This is a genomic window from Citrobacter arsenatis, assembly GCF_004353845.1.
GTDB classification, from domain to species: Bacteria; Pseudomonadota; Gammaproteobacteria; order Enterobacterales; family Enterobacteriaceae; genus Citrobacter; species Citrobacter arsenatis.
This window is the reverse complement of sequence record NZ_CP037864.1, coordinates 1,182,866-1,204,042: the sequence shown is the minus strand read 5'-3', so window position 1 is coordinate 1,204,042 and position 21,177 is coordinate 1,182,866. Positions and strand designations below refer to the sequence as shown.

Annotated in this window: 21 protein-coding genes; 5 read left to right on the top strand and 16 right to left on the bottom strand. The window is 51.3% G+C overall.

Annotated features, from left to right (window positions below; all coding sequences use genetic code 11):
• Positions 1-171: 171 nt before the first annotated feature.
• The 3 genes from yaiA to E1B03_RS06605 form a co-directional block, all read right to left on the bottom strand.
• The gene (gene yaiA / locus E1B03_RS06615) at positions 172-363 is read right to left on the bottom strand and encodes a protein YaiA (RefSeq protein WP_103771083.1); all 192 of its coding nucleotides are present in this window, start codon (positions 361-363) and stop codon (positions 172-174) included.
• 26 nt (positions 364-389) lie between these two features.
• Complete coding sequence (aroL, locus tag E1B03_RS06610; protein WP_133085892.1) at positions 390-935, bottom strand: shikimate kinase AroL; 546 nt, start codon at positions 933-935, stop codon at positions 390-392.
• 185 nt (positions 936-1,120) lie between these two features.
• Positions 1,121-1,576 (bottom strand): YaiI/YqxD family protein, encoded by a 456-nt coding sequence (locus E1B03_RS06605; protein WP_103771081.1) that lies wholly within the window; start codon positions 1,574-1,576, stop codon positions 1,121-1,123.
• A gap of 188 nt (positions 1,577-1,764) precedes the next feature.
• On the opposite strand from E1B03_RS06605, the gene proC reads away from it, so the two are divergent.
• A complete protein-coding gene (gene proC / locus E1B03_RS06600) occupies positions 1,765-2,574 on the top strand; it encodes a pyrroline-5-carboxylate reductase (protein ID WP_003021462.1) in 810 nt (269 codons plus the stop codon).
• 17 nt (positions 2,575-2,591) lie between these two features.
• Here proC and adrA read toward each other — a convergent pair whose 3' ends face one another.
• The 5 genes from adrA to E1B03_RS06575 form a co-directional block, all read right to left on the bottom strand.
• Positions 2,592-3,707: a diguanylate cyclase AdrA gene (adrA, locus tag E1B03_RS06595; protein ID WP_133085891.1), complete on the bottom strand. Its 1,116-nt coding sequence runs from the start codon at positions 3,705-3,707 to the stop codon at positions 2,592-2,594.
• 91 nt (positions 3,708-3,798) lie between these two features.
• On the bottom strand, positions 3,799-4,119 hold the full coding sequence (psiF, locus tag E1B03_RS06590) for a phosphate starvation-inducible protein PsiF (RefSeq protein ID WP_133085890.1): 321 nt from the start codon (positions 4,117-4,119) through the stop codon (positions 3,799-3,801).
• Between the two features lie 97 nt (positions 4,120-4,216).
• A complete protein-coding gene (gene phoA, locus E1B03_RS06585; RefSeq protein WP_133085889.1) occupies positions 4,217-5,632 on the bottom strand; it encodes an alkaline phosphatase in 1,416 nt (471 codons plus the stop codon).
• Positions 5,633-5,736: 104 nt separating this feature from the next.
• On the bottom strand, positions 5,737-5,979 hold the full coding sequence (locus E1B03_RS06580) for a sigma-S stabilization anti-adapter protein IraP (RefSeq protein ID WP_103771077.1): 243 nt from the start codon (positions 5,977-5,979) through the stop codon (positions 5,737-5,739).
• A 248-nt stretch (positions 5,980-6,227) separates the two neighbouring features.
• Positions 6,228-7,424, bottom strand: a complete 1,197-nt coding sequence (locus E1B03_RS06575; RefSeq protein ID WP_103771076.1) for a multidrug efflux MFS transporter — start codon at positions 7,422-7,424, stop codon at positions 6,228-6,230.
• Positions 7,425-7,725: 301 nt separating this feature from the next.
• On the opposite strand from E1B03_RS06575, the gene ddlA reads away from it, so the two are divergent.
• Positions 7,726-8,820, top strand: coding sequence for a D-alanine--D-alanine ligase (ddlA, locus tag E1B03_RS06570; RefSeq protein ID WP_133085888.1), 1,095 nt, complete (start codon positions 7,726-7,728; stop codon positions 8,818-8,820).
• Between the two features lie 25 nt (positions 8,821-8,845).
• On the opposite strand, the gene E1B03_RS06565 is transcribed toward ddlA, so the two are convergent.
• On the bottom strand, positions 8,846-9,067 hold the full coding sequence (locus E1B03_RS06565; protein ID WP_133085887.1) for a DUF2754 domain-containing protein: 222 nt from the start codon (positions 9,065-9,067) through the stop codon (positions 8,846-8,848).
• 263 nt (positions 9,068-9,330) lie between these two features.
• Between E1B03_RS06565 and E1B03_RS06560 the strand changes: the two genes are divergently transcribed.
• The gene (locus E1B03_RS06560; RefSeq protein WP_043015360.1) at positions 9,331-9,654 is read left to right on the top strand and encodes a DUF2755 family protein; all 324 of its coding nucleotides are present in this window, start codon (positions 9,331-9,333) and stop codon (positions 9,652-9,654) included.
• Here E1B03_RS06560 and E1B03_RS06555 read toward each other — a convergent pair.
• Complete coding sequence (locus E1B03_RS06555; protein WP_133085886.1) at positions 9,639-10,742, bottom strand: DUF1615 domain-containing protein; 1,104 nt, start codon at positions 10,740-10,742, stop codon at positions 9,639-9,641. The two genes, E1B03_RS06560 and E1B03_RS06555, sit on opposite strands and share 16 nt — an antisense overlap.
• Positions 10,743-10,757: 15 nt before the next feature.
• Positions 10,758-11,978, bottom strand: coding sequence for a peptide antibiotic transporter SbmA (gene sbmA, locus E1B03_RS06550; RefSeq protein WP_133085885.1), 1,221 nt, complete (start codon positions 11,976-11,978; stop codon positions 10,758-10,760).
• Between the two features lie 384 nt (positions 11,979-12,362).
• Here sbmA and ampH point away from each other — a divergent pair, with 384 nt between their 5' ends.
• Positions 12,363-13,520 carry a D-alanyl-D-alanine-carboxypeptidase/endopeptidase AmpH gene (ampH, locus tag E1B03_RS06545; RefSeq protein ID WP_103771073.1) on the top strand — a complete coding sequence of 386 codons (1,158 nt, stop codon included), beginning with the start codon at positions 12,363-12,365 and terminating at the stop codon, positions 13,518-13,520.
• Between the two features lies 1 nt (position 13,521).
• Here ampH and iprA read toward each other — a convergent pair whose 3' ends face one another.
• Positions 13,522-14,145 (bottom strand): hydrogen peroxide resistance inhibitor IprA, encoded by a 624-nt coding sequence (gene iprA, locus E1B03_RS06540; protein WP_133085884.1) that lies wholly within the window; start codon positions 14,143-14,145, stop codon positions 13,522-13,524.
• 89 nt (positions 14,146-14,234) lie between these two features.
• Positions 14,235-17,159, bottom strand: a complete 2,925-nt coding sequence (gene ehaB / locus E1B03_RS06535) for an autotransporter adhesin EhaB (RefSeq protein WP_133085883.1) — start codon at positions 17,157-17,159, stop codon at positions 14,235-14,237.
• A gap of 510 nt (positions 17,160-17,669) precedes the next feature.
• Here ehaB and hemB point away from each other — a divergent pair.
• Positions 17,670-18,644, top strand: coding sequence for a porphobilinogen synthase (gene hemB, locus E1B03_RS06530; protein WP_043015354.1), 975 nt, complete (start codon positions 17,670-17,672; stop codon positions 18,642-18,644).
• Between the two features lie 77 nt (positions 18,645-18,721).
• On the opposite strand, the gene tauD is transcribed toward hemB, so the two are convergent.
• From tauD to tauB, 3 genes are read right to left on the bottom strand one after another with little or no spacing between them, the layout of a single operon-like run.
• Positions 18,722-19,573 (bottom strand): taurine dioxygenase, encoded by an 852-nt coding sequence (tauD, locus tag E1B03_RS06525; RefSeq protein WP_133085882.1) that lies wholly within the window; start codon positions 19,571-19,573, stop codon positions 18,722-18,724.
• Positions 19,570-20,400: a taurine ABC transporter permease TauC gene (tauC, locus tag E1B03_RS06520; RefSeq protein ID WP_133085881.1), complete on the bottom strand. Its 831-nt coding sequence runs from the start codon at positions 20,398-20,400 to the stop codon at positions 19,570-19,572. Before tauC ends, tauD begins: the two co-directional genes overlap by 4 nt.
• On the bottom strand, positions 20,397-21,164 hold the full coding sequence (tauB, locus tag E1B03_RS06515; RefSeq protein ID WP_133085880.1) for a taurine ABC transporter ATP-binding subunit: 768 nt from the start codon (positions 21,162-21,164) through the stop codon (positions 20,397-20,399). Before tauB ends, tauC begins: the two co-directional genes overlap by 4 nt.
• Between the last annotated feature and the right edge of the window lie 13 nt (positions 21,165-21,177).

Genomic DNA, 21,177 nt, shown 5'->3' with positions numbered 1-21,177 from the left:
CAAAAGCGTAGCAGCAGATCGGCGGTGTATTGTGTAAAGATTCCAAATCATTCCAGTATTGGATTGTTATTGTTTAATTTTCAATTTTTACTGTATACGGCGAAATTTAAAAAAATGTGATGCACGCCCGTACTGGCACTTTTCAGACTCGTGCCAGGGCGGCGCTTGATATCAGGTTTTATCGGGGTCTTCGTAGCGGTTTTTGGCATCCATGGCTTCCTGCGCCGAAGGATGCTCACTGATTAGCGAATTCGGTTCAGGGTGATCGGCTCGCAGTTGATACCAGGTGACCGTCTGACCTGGTGCTCCCTTTTCAACCGTAACAATGGTCGCTTGACGTGGGTAAGGTGGTTTTGTCGGCATAGTCCTTCCTTTTCACTGGATGAACATTAAGTATAGACACCGCCCTGCAACCGTGGCGCTGCCTGCGCCAGTATCCCAAGAATGTCTTCCACCACCTGCGAAGGCGGATTGGTGGCATCAACGATATAGTGCGCAGCCTCACGATACAGAACATCGCGCTGGGCAAGCACTTCCTGCACCTCTTCAGTCAACGGCTTACCGGTTAAAGTTGGGCGCAGCCCCTCTTCAGGCGTAGCCTCCAGACGATCGACCAGTACTGATACCGGTGCGCTTAAATAAATAACCACGCCGTGGTTGCGCATGTAATGACGATTAAATTCGGTAAGAATGATACCGCCGCCGGTCGCAACAACCGTTGCCGGGGCTGTGACGGCCTGCAGAGCGGTCGTCTCCTGGGCACGAAACCCTTCCCATCCTTCTCTTTCGACGATCTCCGCCACGGTCATCTGCACGTGCGATTGCAACCAGCGATCGGTATCGACAAACTGGAAATCGATAGCCTTCGCCAGCGCCATACCGGTAGTTGTCTTACCACACCCCCGGGGGCCAACAAGAAAAAGAGGTTGCGTCATCACAGAAATTCCCCAGAGAGCCGCGAAAAAGCGGGATCTGATGCGGTTAAAGATATAATCATATCATCAAACTAGTACATCGCCAAAGTGTAAAGAAAAAATTACAAACAGAATAGCGATTTCTATTAACCCCTACTATAACAAGAATTCACAACGAATAAAGTGTAAATAATAAATTACACACTTTATTTTCTACGCTGGACTTCCAGCCACCACTTATCCAGCTCAGCCGCAAAATGCTGCCTGTCGCGCGGTGAAAGGCTGTCCGGTCCCCCGGTCTGAATACCGCTGGCACGCAGCGTATCCATAAAATCACGCATCATCAAACGCTCACGGATCGTGGCTACGGTATAACGTTCCCCGCGCGGGTTAAGCGCTGCCGCACCTTTTTCAATCACTTCAGCCGCCAGCGGGATATCTGCCGTTATCACTAAATCACCGGCGCTACACTGACGCACAATCTCGTTATCCGCCACGTCAAATCCGGCGGGAACGCGTAATGTGCGGATGAAACGCGAAGCTGGTACACGCAAGCTTTGGTTCGCAACCAAAATAAGCGGCATCTGCATGCGCTCAGAAGCACGGTACAAAATGTCTTTAATCACATTCGGACACGCATCGGCATCCACCCATATTGTCATAACGTCTCCCCACTGATATGCAGTCGCGCATTGTCTCGTGCTTTTACTTTCAGGCAAAGTGCTGTTTGGCCTTCTGCACATATTCATTCCGCGCTAAGCTTAGCTTTCCCAGGTTTACCCTAAATACTTCAAGTAGCTTGAAGTATTTAGGGTATAAAACAATGAATATCATCCATAGGGAGTGATAGATGGACAAGAAAATTGGTTTTATCGGCTGCGGTAATATGGGCAAAGCGATTCTTGGCGGCATGATCGCCAGCGGCCAGGTTCTCCCCGGACAAATCTGGGTCTACACCCCCTCCCCCGATAAAGTCGCTGCATTGCACGACCAGTACGGTATTAATGCGGCGCAGTCTGCGCAAGAAGTCGCGCAAATCGCCGACATCGTTTTTGGCGCTGTAAAACCAGGCATTATGATTAAGGTGCTGAGTGAAATTACCTCCAGTCTGAACAAAGACTCCCTGGTCGTCTCAATTGCTGCAGGCGTCACTCTCGATCAGCTCGCCCGTGCGCTGGGTCACGATCGTAAAATCATTCGCGCGATGCCAAACACACCGTCGCTGGTGAATGCCGGAATGACTTCCGTCACGCCAAACGCCTTAGTCACGCCGGAAGATACGGCCGACGTGCTGAATATCTTCCGCTGCTTTGGCGAAGCTGAAGTCATTGCGGAGGCAATGATTCATCCGGTCGTTGGCGTTAGCGGTTCAGCACCGGCATATGTCTTTATGTTTATCGAAGCGATGGCTGACGCAGCCGTGCAGGGCGGCATGCCTCGCGCGCAGGCTTACAAATTCGCGGCGCAAGCGGTAATGGGATCGGCGAAAATGGTGCTGGAAACGGGCAAACATCCCGGTGAACTGAAGGATATGGTGTGCTCGCCTGGCGGAACGACCATTGAAGCGGTACGCGTCCTGGAAGAACGCGGTTTCCGTTCATCAGTAATTGAAGCGATGATTAAGTGCATGGAACAATCGGAGAAACTCAGCCGATCCTGAGTTGATGCAACCGGACGTCAGGCCGCCGCTTCAGTGCGGTTACGTCCGGAATTCTTTGCTTTGTAGAGCGCCATATCCGCCGACTTTAGCCATTCCCGATAATGCTCTGTTTCTGAGGTCAGTGCCGCAACGCCCACGCTAATACGCAGAGCAACCTGTGGCGCGCAGGATAAACGCAGTTGACCAAGTCGCTCGTGAACGCGAGACATAGCAGCAATTGCGCTGCTTGCCGGCGTGCCACACATAATCACCGCAAACTCATCTCCGCCGAAACGCCCAATCACATCGCTCCCGCGTAAGGTCATCTGTAACTGGCGGGTCAGCGCGACAATCGCCTGGTCGCCAACGTCATGGCCCCAGGTATCATTGATGCTCTTGAAATGGTCGATATCGATAAGCAGCAACGTGGCGTCACGCTGATAGCGACGGCAATTATCAAACTCATTACGCAGTAACAGTTCCCAATGGCGGCGATTATACACCCCGGTCATGCCGTCTCGCGTGCTCATCACCTGTAAGCGGCGTTTATGTTCCGCCAGCTTGATGACCGTCTGGTAGCTAACCCAGGCAAAGAGCAGCGGATAAATTGCCAACACCGGCAGCGTCAATAGCACGCTCAGTTGGGTACTGGTAAACGCGACGGAAATATCGGTTAACTGTAACGTCACCAGACATGAAACAGCCATCAACACGACGCCTGCAATGAATACTCGCATCCCTCCTGCGCCCATCAGGTTGATGCAGATAATCATCAGCAGCGCCGTGGATGGCAACAGGTTTACCCCCATAATCCCCATCCACATACCTGCGAGGATGGCATCGGCTTTTAAGTTGGTAAATTCGCTATGCAGTGGATCATCCGCTTTGCTTGCTAACTGCCAGGCCAGATGCGGCCAAACAAACGCCCATCCCACCAGCAAAAGCCACCAGCCGCCGGTAATAGGCTGGGAAACTAATACCGACGCGATAGGGAAAAACATTCCCCCCAATCCCACCGCTCTGGGCAGCCGGATTCGTCGGGCGAATCGCAGACCGGAACGTTGGTGGTCGTTTTGATGAAGCGATAACATTGCTTCATTCGGGACGACCTTCTTTTGATAAAAGTTTTCATCATTCATCGTATTTGGGAACATTCTGAAACAAATTTCCCAAATTATAGGTAGGGGTCTTGTGGCGGAAGTATGATATTTCGGGTGAACGATTTTACCTGCTCACCCGTAAGTGCTAAGCAGATTTTTTCAGGCAAGCGCTCATAAACTTATTACGATCGTCCCCTTTCAAAGACTGCTCCGTCGCCTTGACGTTGCATTCCCGCATTTTTTGCTGCTGCGGTGTCAGGCTTTTTTCCTCAGGCGGAGATTTGCTGTTTTTCAGGCAATCACTCATATATGTCTTACGCGCATCACCTTTTAAGGTCTGCGCCGTTGCCTGCTGATTGCAGGTGGTCATACGTTGTTGTTGCGGGGTTAATGTCTTCTCGGCAGCACCGACGGTAGTTAAAAAAATAAGACCAAAAAGCAGCGTCATTAATAATGTAATTTTCATAGCACCATCCTTTTCTGAACGACGACACACAGGTAAGTTTGGCTGCTAACGATAAAAATACCACCCGGCGGCAAAAGTATTACCGCCGGGTGTCGGATTATTTCAGCCCTAATGCCGCTTTCATAGTGTAAAACAGGTCGGTTTGATCGGTCAGGCCAACCACATTCGCCGCGTGCGGGCCATAGGCTGCAATTCGCAGTTGACTGCCGGTATGCTCCTGCGATTCCTCTTCAGAGTTACCGTAGCTGATAACCATCACCGCGCCATCTTTGGTATTCAGCGCCTGGGTCAGGCCTGGTGCTTTGGTATCCGGCGCGACAATCTGGCTGGCATGCGCGTGGTCAGCGGTAACTACCACGAGGGTATTGCCATCTTTCTTCGCAAAAGCAAGTGCGCGCTGTACCGCTTCGTCCAGATCGACCGTTTCGCCAATCTGTCCACACGGGTTAGCGGCGTGGTCCTGTTTATCGATTGACGCCCCTTCCACTTGCAGGAAGAAACCCTTCTCATTTTTGCTTAACAGCTCAATCGCTTTATCCGTCATCTGCGCCAGCGTTGGCACGCTGTCATCACGTTTTGGATTTGGCGTACAGGTCACAACCGGCTTATCCAGATTGCCGTGATAAGACGCTTTCGGCCCTTCCCAGCGCACCGGCATATTGCCGTCAGAGAACAGGCCAAGCAGCGGTTTATCCTGATTAGCTTCGGTAATCGCTGCCAGCGTCGCGGCATCGCTTACCATCTGATAGCCGCGAGCCTGGGCTTGTTCACGCAACGTTTTGCCCTGCCACTCGCCTGCCGCAGCGGTTTCAGCAAACGTTTTTGCCCCGCCGCCAAGCGTAACGTCAGCTCTGGCATTCAGTAATTGTTCTGTGATTGACCCTTTGCCGCCTTTTTCCAGCGCATTGGTTGGGCATTTTTCACGGGTCACGTCTGGACCATAGCATTTACGCGAGGTCACATGAGCAACCAGCGCTGCCGGAGTAGCATCCTGCAATTCAGCAGTTGAAACGTTGCCCGTCGCCAGCCCCGCCGCTTTAGCCATTTCAAGAATTGTAGCGTGATCTTTTTCGTGAATATCAACGCCCAGAGCACCATTATAGGTTTTCACTCCGGTGGTCCACGCCGTTGCAGATGCAGCAGAATCCGTCACATAATCGGGTTTGCCCGTTTTTTTATCCAGCGCATAGTGCGTGTATTGTCCGGTCAATGGTAAAGCATCAATACCTTTAAAAAAGCCGCCCGCGCCTTCGGCATAATTTCGCGCTGCCGTTATTTCTGAGTCACCCATCCCATCGCCAATTAGTAAAATAATATTTTTGGCAGGTTTGTCGTTCAGAGATTCGCGCAGAGCCGCCGTTTGATCGGCTGACAATCGACGGGCGCCGCCCGGCGTGGTGATATCACCCTGAGCGGCACGATTATCCATAACCGCTACGGTAGAAGTTTCAGCATTAATAACCGGGGTAAACAGTAAAGGTACCAGAGCAATAGCGAGTGCGCTTTGTTTCACTTTATTTTCTCCATGTATAAATACGGTAAAATTAAAACAAAGCGACTATAAGTATTTGATGTGACACTTTTATGATAATTTGTGAATGAGCCGCCACAGATTACTTAAAACGCTTTTGGCACGCTCTCGCCAGCGTTATGTACGTTCGCCAGAAACGCAGGCATACGGCCAGCTCCAGCCAGAGTATCCTCAATGTGGCGAATGAGAATTTGCCGATCGCTCCACGTCATATTGCGCAGCATTTCGATGATTACCTGCTCCAGCGTTTCAACCTGCTCCGCCAGGTCTTGCGACTCTTCTTCTTTTTGAGCGAGCTTAAGTAACAACTCAGTGACGAGATTTTTCATTTGCGTATTCCCTTAACAAAATATGGGCCACGTTATCATTAAGACTCACCACTGCCTAGAGGATGAAAGTTGTATTTTTATAAGTAATAAAACGTTTTGCGAAAACAATCACAACACAAAATAAGGGGGAATAGGTCGTAGAGCAGAATTATTCAATATAAAAGGGTAAGGGGATTAATAATCACATAGATATATAATGCACATTTATGGATTAACAACGCTGACGGACAGCGTTGTTAATCAGCAATTCAGCGCGCGCGGTGCCGACGTCGCAGCGCGATAGCCAGTTGCCAGATATTGATAAGCACAATGCTCGCAGTGGCAATAAACACCCAGCGAAAGCCCGCCATTGCCGAAACCGTTGCCCCCATTAATGGCCCGGCGACGTTGCCAAGGTACATAAATGACTGGTTATAACCAAAAATGCGTCCGGTTATCTGATCGCTGGAGTATTTCACCAGCAGCGTCTGCACCGCGGGCAACATCGCGCCGTCGGCAAAGCCGAGCAGAAAACGCAAAATCCCTAACTGCAACGGCGTGGTCACCCATGACATGGCAAAAAACAGCACCACCGCGAAAATTAAGGTCGCCATTAAAATCCGCTCGGTTCCAATACGGTCGCCTAATTTACCGAGTCGGGGCGCAGAAATCAGCGCTGAGATGCCCGGCACCGACGCAATCAGCCCGCTGAGAAAGGCAATATTCGAACTGTCTGGCACCATCGATTTGATAAACAATGCCAGAATAGGCCCGATTGAGCCGTTACACAGTTGGATCACCATCGTAGTAAAAAACAGGCTGATCACCAGCGCCGGATAAGGCAGCGAAGCAAACACGGCCTTCCCGCTCAAGCGTTCGCTTTTTTTGCTTGTTGGGCGCACACCTTCTTTGATCAAAAACAGCGTGACCATGAAACTCACTACCAGCAAAGCTGCGGTAATACAGAAAACAGCCCGCAAGCCAACATGGTCGGCAATAAAACCTCCCATCAGCGGTCCGCCAATGACGCCGCTAATTTGCGCCGTCGAGAGCGTACTCAGCGCCCACCCACTGCGTTCGCGCGGAACCTGTGAGGCAACCAGCGCCATCGCATTGGGAATATAGCCTGACGTTAACCCCATCACCCCACGCAGCAGAAAAAGCTGCCAGACATTCGTGGCAAAAGCCTGCAGTAATATCGCAATCGCCATACCCAAAGAGGCCCGCAGTAGCATCAGCTTGCGTCCTTTACGGTCGGCTAAACTGCCCCACATCGGAGAGACAATGGCTGAAATCAGGAAGGTGACGCTAAACGTTAAGCCGGACCACATGGAGAGTGCTTCATGCGAGGTCACCCCCAGTTGGGAGATATAGAGCGGTAAAAAAGGCAGGATTTGGCTAATTGCCAGGCCGGTGAAAAAGCAACCGAACCACACGGAAATAAGGTTTACTCTCCAGGATTCCATAAGGACTCATAACGATAAGTAGCTGAAAACTGCGAGCAGCTTAACAAATTACTTAGCCAAATAAGGGTCCACAGGTGCGATATATCACAGTTTAGGATTTTATCTTCCCGCTCATCGTATTTGTGATATGCCTCACGCCAATCCCACAATTTATACAGGGAATTATGCTTCATGGGCGATTTGCACGTTTGCGCTTATCTATCCCCCTGTGGCCCAGCAAAACAATCTGCCAGAAGCCGAGGAAACCTGCGTTTTGTCGTGGTAATGTATGTGCTTTGCATTCATGGAATGGGTTTTTAAGATGGCAAAGTTGCGGGTAGGAATCGTATTTGGTGGTAAATCAGCGGAACATGAAGTGTCATTGCAATCGGCAAAAAATATTGTCGATGCCATCGACAAGACTCGCTTTGACGTTGTGCTGTTAGGTATTGATAAACAAGGGCAATGGCACGTCAGCGATGCCAGTAACTATCTGCTCAATTCAGACGATCCGGCGCATATTGCGCTGCGTCCTTCCGCGACCAGCCTGGCTCAGGTACCGGGTAAACAAGCGCACCAGTTGATCGATGCACAAAACGGTCAGCCGCTGCCAACGGTTGATGTTATTTTCCCAATCGTACACGGCACGCTGGGTGAAGATGGCTCTTTGCAGGGTATGCTGCGCGTAGCGAACCTGCCGTTCGTCGGCTCTGATGTCCTGGGTTCTGCGGCCTGTATGGATAAAGACGTGACCAAACGTCTGCTGCGCGATGCAGGACTGAACATCGCGCCATTTATTACGCTTACTCGCGCCAATCGCAACAGCATCAGCTTTGCCGAGGTGGAATCCCGTCTGGGCCTACCGCTGTTTGTGAAACCGGCCAACCAGGGCTCGTCCGTTGGCGTCAGTAAAGTGACCAGCGAAGCGCAATACGATCAGGCCGTCGCATTGGCATTTGAATTCGATCATAAAGTCGTGGTGGAGCAAGGGATCAAAGGCCGTGAGATCGAATGCGCGGTACTGGGCAACGATCATCCGCAGGCCAGTACCTGTGGCGAGATCGTGTTGAACAGTGATTTTTACGCTTACGACACCAAATACATTGACGATAACGGTGCCAAAGTGGTCGTTCCAGCAGCGATCGCACCGGAAATTAACGATAAAATCCGTGATATTGCTATTCAGGCCTATCAGACGCTGGGCTGCGCCGGCATGGCGCGCGTGGACGTGTTCTTAACCGCAGAGAACGAGGTTGTGATCAATGAGATCAACACGCTGCCGGGCTTTACCAACATCAGCATGTATCCAAAACTGTGGCAGGCGAGCGGTTTAGGCTATACCGATTTGATCACTCGCCTGATCGAACTGGCACTGGAACGCCATGCGGCAGATAGCGCGCTGAAAACCAGTATGTAAACCCGCCAGGATGCCTGATGGATCGCTATTGGGCATCCTTTGCTTCTTCTTCATTTTCCACGCGGCGACGGATAATTAACCCGGCCAGCCAAAAGCTAATCACCCAGGTAACCAGCCCCACCGCATAGGTTTGCCACCCCTGCGCTTCAAAACCAAGTAAACCCACCACGCCGTTCAGAATAAAGATAAGCCCAATAGCGAAGGCATAGTAGTGCCAGTCTCGGCGGATTTTTACAGGCAGGTTCATAACGGCTCCGGTGGAAATACAACGTGAAAGCGCATCCTCGCACATTTCCTCATATACGTCTGTGGCCTGTGCGGAATTTCTGAAATGTAACCCAATTTCACTTAAGGTTACGTAATTGTGACAGCCAGCATAAAACCGAAATCCAGGAATAATCTCTACCTGAAATTACCATCATTCTGATATTGACATTGTCGATCACCTGTCAGACTCACTGTCAGTTCCAGGCATTACGTCAAAAAAGCAGGTTATTTCCGGAGGTCTTTATGGCTGATTTTACGCTCTCAAAATCCCTGTTTAAGGGCAAGCATCGGGATACCTCCTCCCTGCCCGGCAACATTGCGTATGCCGTATTTGTGCTGTTTTGCTTCTGGGCGGGCGCGCAGATTTTAAATCTGTTGGCCCACGCTCCCGGCATCTATGAACAACTGATGCAGCTACAAATGCAAGAGACAGGACGCCCGCGAGTTGAAATCGGCTTAGGCGTCGGAACCCTTTTTGGTCTGGTCCCTTTCCTCGCCGGAAGCCTGATCCTTGGCGCCATCGCAGCATTTGTACGCTGGCGACGTCGTCATCATAATGATGACTGACCCATACACTTCGCCCGACGATCGTCCACGCGTTTGGCAAACCACGCGGTCGTCAGATTACGTGTGATCTTCGGGCTTTCCAACTGAATACCAGGCAGCATTTCACGCGGTAATGATTTCCCGCTCTTCGCTTCGGCCAGCTTATAGACCTTCTCGTACAGCGCGGTCTCTTCAAATGCCAGGCTGTCACCTTTTTGCAGCTGACGGCGGATCTCACTCTCGCTCATGTCCAGCTTCCCGGCCAGTTTACGTACCGCCAGTTCGGTTTTGCCTGGCTCGCTGCTGCCATAGAGAATCAAATCCCCATCCATCGCCAGCTTCACGCCGCTGGCTTTACTGACCGCTTTCTGGAAAGCCGCATTACGGCTGGCATACCATCCGGCATTAAAATCGGCGAAGCGGAAGATTGGCGCACTGTAATTCGCCGGGTAGTTAAGCAGATGATACGTACCGAACCACAGCCCACCGCGGCGGCTGAACACTTCCTGGCGCACGGTTCCCGCCATTTTCCACGGATATCCGCTGGCGTGCTGCTCGGCAAAGGCGATACTGACCTGCATCGGCCCACCGGTATGCACCGGATTAAGCGAACCAAATAACGTCTGCCCCATCGGTACCATGTTGATGAAGTCATCAAAGATGGCGCTAAGCTGCTTTTCCGTTTTCACCGTATCCAGACGCTCGCTGTAGCTTTTCCCCGTTGGCGAGTTAATCTTCAGCGCGGTATGCACCACAAACAGCGGGATGTGCATGCGCTCGGCGCGACGGTCGATCTCTTTCCAGGCGATTTTACTTAAGTTCGGCACGGCCGGATCTGCCTGGTAATTTGACTCCTGTTGCGCGACCGCCAGCACCGAACAGATATTTTCTACCGTCGGCGCTAGCTTCTGGCTTTCAAAGGTCTTCGCCAAATCTTGCGCCCACGCGTCCCGGTCTTTCACGCTGGCGGGCATTTTCTGGCGCACTACGCTCGCCACATCGACGGCTTTCTCCCCCTTTTTTAGCGGCTGCGCGGGTTGGCTACTACATCCCACCAGCACCAGTGCTGCCAGACCAGACAAGGGGTAAAGACGGGAAACCGTCGACATAACATCTCCTTATTATTAACTCAGTGTATGGGTAACTTCCTGAATATCCTGACCGTCAAGCTCTCGTTCAAAGCTGCGCAGACGCTTATAAATAGACATCAGTTCAACTAACGTTGTCCAGGAGTTAATCAGATACTGGAACGAGCCGCGTACCTGGCCAAACACGTTGGTGATTTGCGTCATCAGGCCGAGCGTAATCGTACCGGCAACAATCGACGGAAACAGCAGGAACAAGCCGAAAACGTTATCAACCTGCAGGTAAAGAATACGGGCGATATTAAAGTACATATAGTGAAAATAGAGGCGGAAGTAGTTCTGACGTACCGCGTGAAACAGTTCACGTACGGTTGGCGGTGTCGCACGATTGGCGTCATCTTCGCCGTATACCAGTTCTTTACGGTAGGCCGCTTCCACGCGTTGGTTTTTAAACTCCAGTCCCGGAAGTTTAATCCCAACGACTGCCAGCAAGCCAGTTCCCATCAACGACCAGACAATCGCGGCAATCACCAGGCCATAAGGAACATGCCCAACAATCGGCAGGTTCGGAACATGGGCAGAGAGTGTGACCAGTACAGGTAAGAAGGCAATCAGCGTCATAATGGCATTGATAAAGCTGACTCCCATATCTTCCAGCGTGGAGGCAAAACGCATGGTGTCTTCCTGCACACGCTGCGCTGCGCCCTCGATATGACGCAGATGCTGCCAGTGCGCCATATAGTGTTCGTTCATCGCGGTACGCCAGCGGAACACATAGTGGCTGACGAAGAAGTTGTTCATCACGCCAATGACCACGGCAATCAACGCAATGCCGAGAAAGATACCTACTTCATGATAGAACTGCTCAATCTTCACTTTGTGCGGTGCGCTGAGCGCGGTTTGAATCAGGTCATAAAATGGCGCATACCAGGCGTTGACAGCGACGCCAACTTCAACCAGAAACCAGGTCACAAAAATAATCAGCGACGTGCCGAGTATGGACCAGTACTGCCAGCGGTGCGGGCTATAGAGAAACCAGAACAGCGCGAACACCCCAACGCAAAGAATGTAATACGCATAAAAAATCAGGTAATCCAGCGACCAGAAACGGGCCGCGCTAATCGGTACGTCTCCCGACGCGCCGGTGATGTGTGCAACCCAGGCTCCCCCACCTGCTTGCCAGAATACAACGGCGACCAGTGCCCAAATAAATGCCGAAATAAAGAACGGCCCCGGCTTTGGGAAAAAAGACTTAAACATAGTGCTCTCCTGCTAACTTCTTATCGTTATGACGACTGCTGTGTATTTACCACCGTGGAGTGCGGCGGCAAGACGGCTTACGCCCAAAAACACAAGCTGAAACCGACAATTGTGACCAAAACCGAGGCACTTAGTTCGCACCTCGGTTATGAAGAATTGTTTCTGTGGTTTTCACACTCGACAACGTTCCAGTATGTGCAGATTATCACAGCGTGAGATCACAAAAGCGAACATCTACAATCTGGGAAACGCTCGCGTTTACTCATCGTTACGTTTTTCACACTATTATTGGCTGATAAGCGCTTTGCAATACGCCGATGAGTAGTATAAATACGCATACGCACGATATCCTTTTTCACTTTCTCTAACTCATGGACACCACCGTTGAAACGTAGTCTGCTTTTTTCTGCCGCGCTGTGTGCGGCGTCATTGACATCTGTCCAGGCGGCACAGCCTATAACCGATCCGGTTTTCGCCTCTGATATCGTCGATCGTTATGCCGACCATATATTTTACGGTAGTGGTGCTACGGGGATGGCGCTGGTGGTGATTGATGGTAATCAGCGCGTATTTCGCAGTTTCGGCGAAACACGCCCCGGCAATAACGTTCATCCGCAGTTGGATTCCGTAATTCGAATTGCCTCAATCACTAAATTAATGACCAGTGAAATGCTGGTGAAATTACTCGATCAAGGTACGGTTAAACTCAATGACCCATTGAGTAAATATGCGCCACCTGGCGCGCGCGTGCCGACTTATCAGGGCACGCCGATTACACTGGTGAATCTGGCGACTCATACCAGCGCACTGCCGCGCGAACAGCCTGGCGGCGCGGCCAAGCGCCCGGTATTTGTCTGGCCAACCCGCGAACAGCGCTGGAGCTATCTCTCAACCGCCACGCTTAAAGCCGCACCGGGCTCGCAGGCTTCTTATTCCAACCTGGCGTTTGACCTGCTGGCTGATGCGCTAGGAACAGCATCCGGTAAGCCTTATCCACAGCTGTTTGAAGAAAAAATCACCCGACCGCTGGGGATGAAAGACACCACCTTTACCCCGTCCCCCGATCAGTGCAGACGCCTGATGGTTGCGGAAAAAGGCGCCAGCCCTTGTAACAATACGCTGGCCGCGATGGGTAGCGGCGGCGTCTATTCAACGCCTGGCGATATGATGCGCTGGATGCAGCAGTATCTTTCTTCTGATTTTTACCATCGTAGCCAGCAGGCTGACCGTATGCAGACATTGATTTATCAGCGTACACAGCTAACCAAAGTGATAGGGATGGACGTTCCAGGCAGAGCCGATGCGCTTGGTTTGGGCTGGGTTTATATGGCACCGAAGAATGGTCGACCCGGTATTATTCAAAAAACCGGTGGCGGCGGTGGTTTCATTACCTATATGGCGATGATCCCACAGCAAAACGTCGGGGCATTTGTCGTGGTGACCCGCTCTCCGCTGACCCGTTTTACCAATATGAGCGACGGTATCAACGATCTTGTTGCAGAGTTGAGCGGGAACAAACCGCAGGTCATTCCCGCATCCTGATTCAATACTCAAAAGGCAAACGGTTAATGCTCACCAGTTTGCCTTTATTCATTTCAATGTAACCACCTTTACGCAATGCCGCGAGGACCTCGGCGACAACTGAGCGTGAAATTCTCGTGCGTTGGTGAATATAGTTCATGACACCGATACGCGAACGAAGAACGTCGTCCCATTTCGTCATGGATATCAATGTAGCACGGATCTGATCGTAGGAATTATTGCCGATCAGCTGCAGGTCGCGCAATTCAAGCATTGAGTTTTGCCATGCCAACCAGCAAAATGCTTCCCGCCAAAGTTGGCACTGTTCAATAATATTAATTGTTTGTGAGGCGGGGAGATGATATCCCGTACAATCACTTTCTGTTATTAATCTATATTGTACATCTTTTTTCATTACACCATCAGAAAGGCCCATAATGAATGGCGCTTGTGCAATCCCAACCAGTACGTTTTCCCCTCTACGCAGGGAAACAACACCACTTAAAATAACGAAGGTATCGTCACTGTTTACATCACTTGAATATATTATTTCTTTATCGTTATCACATTCAAAGTGTTTACCATATTTCGCTAAACATTTATCAAGCCTACCAAATTCGAGAAGGGGTTTATTTGAAGATAGCATTTGCGCATTCCTTGCAATAAATGCCCGTCAAATCCGTGACGGGCATTATTCTGAATTAAATTCCCTTATATTTCACTGTGAGACAGTTCTTACCAGGTATATTTAACACCAACGTTTGCAGACCAGTCTTGATCGACATCACCGCCACCGAGGTAATTAGCATCGGTGTAGGCGCTGAAGTTCTTGGTGAAGCTGAACTGAGTACCCAGTCCAACACGTACCGCAGAACCTTCTACGCCGTTGTCGATGGAATCGCCGTTTACGTTAGAATCATTGTTAGAGTCGTCATAAACGTAGGCCAGTTTGAAGTACGGGGTCAGCGCCTGGTCTTCGCTGTAGGCGAAGGTATAACCTGCATCTACACCCAGTTCATAACGCATGCTGTCATAAGACTGACCATCAACTTTCATGTCGTTGCTCAGCTTATAGTCATCGCCAGACTGGAACAGACCGGATACGCTACCGTAAGGCGTTACGTAACCTGCGTCACCCAGTTTCAGGTCATAACCCAGCTTCAAGCCAAAGCCCCAGGCATCAGAAGAGGTGCTGCCATCAACATACTGACCGTTGCTCATGCTGGCAGTCAGATCGTTGTTGAAGTGGGAGTAGCTTAAGTTACCGTCAACAAAGATGTTGTTAGCAAAATGCGCAGAAGAGTAGATATAGGCAGTCTGGCTGTCCTGATCCACCTGACCAGTACGGTCACTCATATCACCTTTCGCGAAACCTGCTGCCGCACCGACAATCCACTTAGCGTTGTTACCATCAATTTTGGAATCAACACCGACCATGATGCCGTTAACGTCCTGATCGTAGTTAATAGTGCCGTTATCTGCATCGAAGCTACCACCGAAATAGCTTACCCATGCGCCGCCGTTATCAACCAGACCATGACGCGCGTTAGTCAGACGAGTACCAACGGTGTCTTGCTCCAGGTTCCAGATATTGGTGTTGGCAGACGGGATGCTCAGCGCCATGTTCGCATAGTCAGTCAGTTCCATCTGCTGCAGAACAACGGTGTTACCCTGCTGCTGAGCCTGATAGGTGTAAGCACCCAGATCAGCTTTGTTAGCCGCAGAGAAGGTCGCGTTGCTGTTCGTGTCGTTAACGTAGATCAGCTCGTTACCTTTGTAATCAGCAATAGAACCTGCGCCAGTCGCGTTATCGATGCGAACTTTATAGTTACCGGTTGCGGCAGCTACGTGGTCACCATAGTTATCAACTTCAGACTGATCGCCTGAGGTGTCGGAATCGCCGTTACCGTTGATAGTCAGATGACCATCAGAGTTCATCGCGATTACGCCATAACCGTAGTTAGCCTGAGTTGTGTCGTTAGTACGATCGTTGGTCAGGTCAGCATTCAGTACATAGTTAGTGCTGTTGATGTCGAAAACACCCGCATTAACATGGTTGTAAGCGTCGGTGTAGCTGGTCAGATTCAGCGTATCAACCTGCAGCGCATCGCCCGTGCTGTTGCCCACATCCAGAACACCGTTGTTGGTAACGTTGATGGTGTTGGCATACAGCGCAGCACTACCTACACTCCAGCCAGCAGCAACATCATCAGCAATCGTTACGGTACTGTTGTCAATAGACAGCGTATCCGTCGCAACATGCCCATCTTCGTTGATGTTCAGCGCAGAAGCACCGGTCAGAGAGATGGTGTCAGAAATCAGCGTAGAATCACCCACGTTCACAACGGAACCGCTGTTGATGCTCAGAGTATCAATCAGCGACGTTTTGGTGGTATCCCACTGTGAAGCGCCGTTCAGCGTGACGTTAAACAGACCGCTCTGGTAGACAGAGTTGCCAACCACATGACCATTTTCGGCATAAGAGGTTGTGTCGCTATCAATACCGTAGGTTGAATCAGGCCACAGGCTGTTGGCAGCGATATCGATCAGCGTTGCAGTGGCTTCAGTGCCCGCAGCATAGCTGTCATAAACGCCGTCGCCATCGGAATCAACCTGATGTACAGACATGGCCGCACCAACCCACTTGCTGCCGTTATTCAGGGTCAGATCCAGACGGTCAGTCCCATCCCAGCCGTTGGTATCCAGATCGGCATCGGTATCGCGGTAAGTATCAGCACCGTTCGGGAAGAAGTTCTCATCAAAGTTGCTGGAGAACAGCACATCACCCATCAGCGTGGAGTTACTAAACGTAGCGGCGGTTTGCATTGCGTTGTCAGCATCCGGATTTGCAATAACCGCTAATGCGACATCATTAGCATTCCAACCGTTACCGTTGTAGTCGCTTGCATTGCTGGTGTTGCCAAACCAACCAGAGGTACCTTCATCAGACCATGAACCAGAGGTCACGGTAGAATCGGTAACTGCGATGGTGTTGTTAAACACTTCACTGCTGTTTACACCAGTACTGACGGTGTTATCGTCAACATCGGCCCACTCGTACCCCTGCGTCAGGGTAATGCCAGCGACGTGAGAGTTAGCGGAAATAGACAGATCAACTTCTTGATCCAGAGTGATAGCCGTACCCAGGTTATAAACGTCGACAACATGCGTATCAGCTGCGTCATTATACGTACCGTTGTAGGTATAATGTTCGTAGTTGTCATCGATAGTTGAGTTGATGACGCTCATCGCCAGGCGATCGTAGTAGTAGTCGGTCCCCGTACGGTTAGTACAATCCGTGGTCATACATTCGGAAGTCACCATACCGTGAATGGTACTGTTTTTAATCGTCAGGCTGTTGTTATTGCTGTTAGTTGACAGCCCATCATCCAGATAATAAGTAGAAATAACGCCGTTGACAGTAGCGTTATTGATTACCGGATAAATATCACCGTTATAAATACTATCCGTGTCGTAGTTGTTCCAGCCGACATATCCATCATAGTAAACGCCATCAGCATAGGAGGCATCGTTGTAATGGGTGAATGTAGTATAATTGGTACCAGAGATATCAGTTGAAGCATTCGCCTGAGAAGTGATTGCCAAAGTGCAGGCTAATGCTAATTGTGAGACTACGAGTTTCTTTTTCCAAGTGTGCATTTGTCATCCCTCCTCAGGGACGTAATATAGTTGATCCATCAATTATCAATGCAAAGAAAACATTTTATGTTTCGCAGGGCCGATTATGCGGTGTCATAACGGAAAGGTTCAATTATTCTTTGCCCACTGTCCGAAACCGGACAACATCACGAATTACAAACAACTTTAACCCGAGGATGTAAAACCCTTTACTTTCAAACGATTAATAAAAATAAGAAATTTAAACCATATGATATAAAAATAAATCAAAGAATAATCAATTAAATAACCAATAAATCAAAGCGTATACTTAACGTCATATAAAAATAAAAGACATCAACACCCCAAATAATAAAAACAAAAACAAACAAAATAATGAATATAAATAAATTGCTATGCATGTGAATAAATTGCTCTAATGATTCAGCCTTTCATCACGGGAAATCCTGATATAACGCCAACTTTCGTAAACCACCGGCCCTCAGGTTCGGGTATACTACGGCCTTCGATTCCACAAACATCAGGCATCCCATGACAGACCTAATCCAACGCCCTCGCCGCCTGCGCAAATCACCTGCGCTACGCGCTATGTTTGAAGAGACAACACTGAGCTTAAATGACCTGGTGTTGCCGATCTTTGTTGAAGAAGAACTCGACGATTACAAAGCTATCGACGCCATGCCCGGCGTGATGCGCATTCCAGAGAAGCATCTGGCGCGCGAGATTGAACGCATTGCCAATGCAGGCATCCGCTCGGTCATGACCTTCGGCATTTCCCACCATACCGATGACACCGGCAGCGATGCCTGGAAAGAAGATGGTCTGGTGGCACGTATGTCGCGTATCTGCAAGCAGACCGTACCGGAAATGATTGTCATGTCCGACACCTGCTTCTGTGAATATACCTCACACGGTCACTGCGGCGTTCTGTGCGAGCACGGCGTTGATAACGATTTAACCCTGGCTAACCTCGGCAAACAGGCTGTCGTTGCCGCCGCAGCGGGCGCAGATTTCATCGCCCCTTCCGCCGCAATGGACGGTCAGGTACAGGCGATTCGCCAGGCGCTGGACGCCGCGGGCTTCACAGATACTGCGATCATGTCTTACTCGACCAAATTCGCCTCTTCTTTCTACGGCCCGTTCCGTGAAGCCGCAGGTACGGCGCTGAAAGGCGATCGTAAAACCTATCAGATGAACCCGATGAACCGTCGGGAAGCGATCCGCGAATCGCTGCTGGATGAAGCCCAGGGCGCAGACTGCCTGATGGTCAAACCGGCTGGCGCCTACCTCGATATTCTGCGCGATATCCGCGAACGCACCGAGCTGCCGATTGGCGCTTATCAGGTCAGCGGTGAATACGCGATGATCAAGTTCGCGGCAATGGCGGGGGCTATAGATGAAGAGAAAGTGGTGCTGGAAAGCTTAGGCTCGATCAAACGCGCTGGCGCGGATCTGATCTTCAGCTACTTCGCACTGGATCTGGCTGAGAAAAAAATCCTGCGCTAATCACTTTGTTGCCGAATGGCGACTTCGCCTTATCGGGCCGACAGTTTCAGGCCCGATAAGTAAAAACCCACCAACAATCACCCCGCCCGATAAAAAGGCTGATCCCCGAGGATCGTCGCCCGGTGCATAATGCGCCGCTGCGGCAGATAATCCGCATTTGCATAATGCTGCGTCACGCGATTATCCCAAATCGCCACATCGTTGGGCTGCCAGCGCCAGCGCACCTGAAACTCCGGTTTAGTGATATGCGCGAACAAAAAGCGCAGTAATGCCTCGCTCTCTTTTTCCGTCACATCGACAATTCGCGTAGTAAATCCTTCGTTCACAAACAGCGCCTGCTTGCCACTCACCGGATGCGTGCGCACCACCGGATGCAACAGGGGCGGATGCTTCGCCACCGCCGCCAGCCAGCGCTGATGCTCTTCTGGCGTGCTACGGTATTTATATTCCTGGAATGATTTACGAAAATCATGCTCTGCCCGTAGGCCGCTCAGCAACTGGCGAAATGGCTCAGAAAGCGCATCATAAGCGGCAATCCCACTGGTCCACAGGGTGTCACCCCCAGTTGATGGTAGCTCTTTTGCCGCCAGAATCGCGCCCGCTGGCGGCGTGGCGATAAAGGTGACATCGGTGTGCCAATTGTCGTTATCCGGCGGATTATCGTTATGAGTATCCAGAACGATAATCTCTTCTACCCCTTCGGCATGCGGATAAACCGGGTGAATATGCAGATCGCCGAAACGCAGCGCCAGCGCCCGCTGCTGTTGCGGCGTAATCACCTGCTCACGCAGAAACACCACCTGGTGGCGCAGTACCGCGTGGTAAAGCTGTTCAAACTGATTATCGCTCAGCGGCCGCGTTAAATCCGCGCCGCTGATTTGTGCGCCAATGTACGGCCCCAGCGGGGTTATGCTCAGACGTTCACTCATTGTACTTCTCCATGCCAGGGCGTCAGGCGGCGCTGAAGCGTGCGCAGACCCAGTTCTAAAATAAACGCGATAACGGCAATCACCGCGATCCCCGCCAGCACCACATCGGTTGCCAGAAACTCACCGGCTGACTGCACCATAAATCCCAAGCCTCGCGTGGCAGCAATCAGCTCCGCAGCCACCAGCGTCGACCAGCCCACGCCAAGCCCGATACGTAACCCGGTGAGGATCTCCGGTAATGCCCCCGGCAAAATTACAAACCACAGCACCTGCTTACGGCTGGCCCCCAGCGACTGCGCGGCCCGAACTCTCACCTGCTGCGCACTTTTTACGCCCGCCAGCGCCGACATCGCCACAGGGGCGAAAATCGCCAGATAGATAAGCAAGATCTTGGAGGTTTCACCGATGCCAAACCAAATGACCATCAGCGGCAAATAGGCCAGGGGCGGAACCGGACGATACAGTTCAATGATCGGGTCGAGAATGCCGCGCATCGTCGGACTCAGCCCCATCGCGATCCCAACCGGAACGCCCAGCAGCACCGCCGCCAGCAGCGCGATAACAATACGCGTCAAACTCGCCGCCAGATGCTGCCACAGCGTGGCATCCATAAACCCCTGCGGACCGGCAATGACGAGCAATTTTTGCAAAACCTGTCCCGGCGGGGGTAAAAACAGCGGACTGATTAACTGCATTGCCGCTACCGTCCACCACACCGCCAGAATGACGGCCAGCGTACCGAGGCTTAAGGTAATCTGCCGTGAGAACGGCCAGCGCCAGTTGAGTGCGCGCTGGCGGCGGGGTTTATCATTAATCACTACGCTCATGAAAATGCCTCCCGTTGTTCAAAGACCCGACCTAACACATACTCGCGCATGGCGATAAACTGCGGGTCGGACTTAATGCTGCGGCTCGACTCTCCGGCCACAAAACGACGGGCGAAATTTAGCGGCAGACGCTCCAGTACCCGACCAGGGCTTGGCGACAGCAATACCAGTTCCGTGGCCATAAACACCGCTTCTTCGATATCGTGGGTTATCAGCAGCACCTGTTTCCCCGTTTCATGCCACAACTTCAGCAGCAGGGTTTGCATCTGCTCGCGGGTAAAAGCGTCGAGCGCGCCAAAGGGTTCATCGAGTAGCAACAGCTGCGGGTTGGCCGCCAGCGCCCGCGCAATGCCGACACGCTGACGTTGCCCACCGGAAAGCTGCCAGATAAAGCGTTTTCCCGCGTCCTCCAGCCCAACTTTCTGCAACATCTCCGTAGCGATTCGTTGGCGCTGGGGCTTATCCACTCCCGCCAGCTGCAGCCCAAAGGCCACATTATCCCGCACGTTGCGCCAGGGCAGCAGGCCTTCGTTCTGGAACACAACCCCACGCTCTGCGCCTGGACCTTCAACTTTTTTACCCGCCAACGTAATGCTGCCGTGCTGATACGGAACAAACCCGGCAATCAGATTTAACAGCGTGGTTTTCCCGCAACCGGAAGGTCCAAGTACCACCAGCAGTTCACCGCTATCGAGCGTCAGGTTGATATCCTCCAGCGCCGGTTTTCCACCGTAGCTGGCGGCGAGATGAGAGATTTGCAGCATCAGCGCCTCCTTA

Coding starts and splice junctions, on each gene's coding strand:
- yaiA (WP_103771083.1), bottom strand. CDS start 363: ATGCCGACAAAACCACCTTACCCACGTCAAGCGACCATTGTTACGGTT.
- aroL (WP_133085892.1), bottom strand. CDS start 935: ATGACGCAACCTCTTTTTCTTGTTGGCCCCCGGGGGTGTGGTAAGACA.
- E1B03_RS06605 (WP_103771081.1), bottom strand. CDS start 1,576: ATGACAATATGGGTGGATGCCGATGCGTGTCCGAATGTGATTAAAGAC.
- proC (WP_003021462.1), top strand. CDS start 1,765: ATGGACAAGAAAATTGGTTTTATCGGCTGCGGTAATATGGGCAAAGCG.
- adrA (WP_133085891.1), bottom strand. CDS start 3,707: ATGTTCCCAAATACGATGAATGATGAAAACTTTTATCAAAAGAAGGTC.
- psiF (WP_133085890.1), bottom strand. CDS start 4,119: ATGAAAATTACATTATTAATGACGCTGCTTTTTGGTCTTATTTTTTTA.
- E1B03_RS06580 (WP_103771077.1), bottom strand. CDS start 5,979: ATGAAAAATCTCGTCACTGAGTTGTTACTTAAGCTCGCTCAAAAAGAA.
- E1B03_RS06575 (WP_103771076.1), bottom strand. CDS start 7,424: ATGGAATCCTGGAGAGTAAACCTTATTTCCGTGTGGTTCGGTTGCTTT.
- ddlA (WP_133085888.1), top strand. CDS start 7,726: ATGGCAAAGTTGCGGGTAGGAATCGTATTTGGTGGTAAATCAGCGGAA.
- E1B03_RS06565 (WP_133085887.1), bottom strand. CDS start 9,067: ATGAACCTGCCTGTAAAAATCCGCCGAGACTGGCACTACTATGCCTTC.
- E1B03_RS06560 (WP_043015360.1), top strand. CDS start 9,331: ATGGCTGATTTTACGCTCTCAAAATCCCTGTTTAAGGGCAAGCATCGG.
- E1B03_RS06555 (WP_133085886.1), bottom strand. CDS start 10,742: ATGTCGACGGTTTCCCGTCTTTACCCCTTGTCTGGTCTGGCAGCACTG.
- sbmA (WP_133085885.1), bottom strand. CDS start 11,978: ATGTTTAAGTCTTTTTTCCCAAAGCCGGGGCCGTTCTTTATTTCGGCA.
- iprA (WP_133085884.1), bottom strand. CDS start 14,145: ATGCTATCTTCAAATAAACCCCTTCTCGAATTTGGTAGGCTTGATAAA.
- ehaB (WP_133085883.1), bottom strand. CDS start 17,159: ATGCACACTTGGAAAAAGAAACTCGTAGTCTCACAATTAGCATTAGCC.
- hemB (WP_043015354.1), top strand. CDS start 17,670: ATGACAGACCTAATCCAACGCCCTCGCCGCCTGCGCAAATCACCTGCG.
- tauD (WP_133085882.1), bottom strand. CDS start 19,573: ATGAGTGAACGTCTGAGCATAACCCCGCTGGGGCCGTACATTGGCGCA.
- tauC (WP_133085881.1), bottom strand. CDS start 20,400: ATGAGCGTAGTGATTAATGATAAACCCCGCCGCCAGCGCGCACTCAAC.
- tauB (WP_133085880.1), bottom strand. CDS start 21,164: ATGCTGCAAATCTCTCATCTCGCCGCCAGCTACGGTGGAAAACCGGCG.